Consider the following 2,119-nt stretch of genomic DNA (forward strand, 5'->3'; position numbering starts at 1 on the left):
TGGCGGATGCGCAGGAGACGTTCGTCCGTGATTACGGCCTCAGCTTGATCGGTGGTTGTTGCGGGACGACGCCGGAGCATTTGCGGCAGGTGGTGGAGCGGGTGCGGGGGCTGGCTCCGGCGGTGCGGGAGCCGCGTCCGGAGCCGGGTGCGGCGTCGTTGTACCAGTCGGTGGCGTTTCGTCAGGACACCGCCTATATGGCGATCGGTGAGCGGACGAACGCGAACGGGTCGAAGAAGTTCCGTGAGGCGATGCTGGAGGGCCGCTGGGACGACTGTGTGGAGATGGCCCGCGAGCAGATCCGTGAGGGCGCCCACATGCTCGACCTGTGTGTCGATTATGTGGGCCGGGACGGGGTGGCGGACATGGCGGAGCTGGCGGGCCGTTTCGCGACCGCCTCGACGCTGCCGATCGTGCTGGACTCCACCGAGGTGGAGGTGTTGCGGGCCGGGCTGGAGAAGCTGGGCGGCCGGGCGGTGATCAACTCGGTGAACTACGAGGACGGGGACGGGCCCGAGTCCCGGTTCGCGAGGGTGACCGCGCTGGCCCGCGAGCACGGGGCGGCGCTGATCGCTTTGACCATCGATGAGGAGGGCCAGGCCCGCACCGTCGAGTCGAAGGTCGCCATCGCCGAGCGGCTGATCGAGGACCTGACCGCGAACTGGGGCATCCACGAGGCGGACATCCTCATCGACTGTCTGACCTTCACCATCTGCACCGGGCAGGAGGAGTCGCGTGGTGACGGGGTCGCCACCATCGAGGCGATCCGTGAGCTCAAGCGCCGCCACCCCCAGGTGCAGACCACGCTGGGGCTGTCGAACATTTCCTTCGGTCTGAACCCGGCCGCCCGGATGCTGTTGAACTCGGTGTTCTTGGACGAGTNGCATCCACGAGGCGGACATCCTCATCGACTGTCTGACCTTCACCATCTGCACCGGGCAGGAGGAGTCGCGTGGTGACGGGGTCGCCACCATCGAGGCGATCCGTGAGCTCAAGCGCCGCCACCCCCAGGTGCAGACCACGCTGGGGCTGTCGAACATTTCCTTCGGTCTGAACCCGGCCGCCCGGATGCTGTTGAACTCGGTGTTCTTGGACGAGTGTGTGAAGGCGGGTCTGGACTCGGCGATCGTGCACGCCAGCAAGATCCTGCCGATCGCCCGTTTCACCGAGGAAGAGGTCCAGACCGCCCTGGATCTGATCTACGACCGGCGTGGTGAGGGCTATGACCCGCTGCAGAAGCTGATGGCCCTGTTCGAGGGCGCCACCACCACCTCGCGCAAGGCGGGGCGGGCGGAGGAGCTGGCGGCGCTGCCGCTGGACGAGCGGCTCAAGCGGCGCATCATCGACGGTGAGAAGAACGGCCTCGAGCAGGATCTGGATGCTGCGCTGGCCGGGCGTCCGGCGCTGGACATCGTCAACGAGACGCTGCTGGACGGGATGAAGGTGGTCGGTGAGCTGTTCGGCTCCGGCCAGATGCAGTTGCCGTTCGTGCTGCAGTCCGCGGAGGTGATGAAGACCGCGGTCGCCTATCTGGAGCCCCACATGGAGAAGGTGGAGGGCGAGGAGGGCAAGGGCACCATCGTGCTGGCCACGGTCCGCGGCGATGTCCACGACATCGGCAAGAACCTCGTCGACATCATCTTGTCCAACAACGGCTACAACGTGGTCAACCTGGGTATCAAGCAGCCCGTCTCGGCGATCCTGGAGGCCGCCGAGGAGCACCGCGCGGACGTGATCGGCATGTCCGGCCTGCTGGTCAAATCCACGGTGATCATGAAGGAGAACCTGCAGGAGCTCAACCAGCGGGGCATGGCCGCCGACTTCCCCGTCATCCTGGGCGGCGCCGCCCTGACCCGCGCCTACGTCGAGCAGGACCTGCACGACATCTACCAGGGCGAGGTCCGCTACGCCCGCGACGCCTTCGAGGGCCTGCGCCTGATGGACGCCCTGATCGGCGTCAAACGCGGCACCCCCGGCGCCCGGCTGCCCGAACTCAAACAACGCCGGGTCAAGGCCAGTGCCCAGCCGGTCGTGGAGGAACGGCCCCAGGAGGCTGCGGGCCGCTCCGACGTGGCCCTCGACAACCCCATCCCCACCCCGCCGTTCTTCGGCACCCGCG

General features: G+C 67.4%; 2 pseudogenes. Both read left to right on the forward strand.

What is annotated here, in order from left to right:
- Positions 1–869 (forward strand): annotated as a pseudogene (locus ACWBNA_RS47740) (dihydropteroate synthase); the annotation flags it as partial.
- Between the two features lie 16 nt (positions 870–885).
- Positions 886–2,119: pseudogene (locus ACWBNA_RS47745) on the forward strand (B12-binding domain-containing protein); the annotation flags it as partial.

This window comes from Streptomyces sp. Q2 (assembly GCF_056820935.1).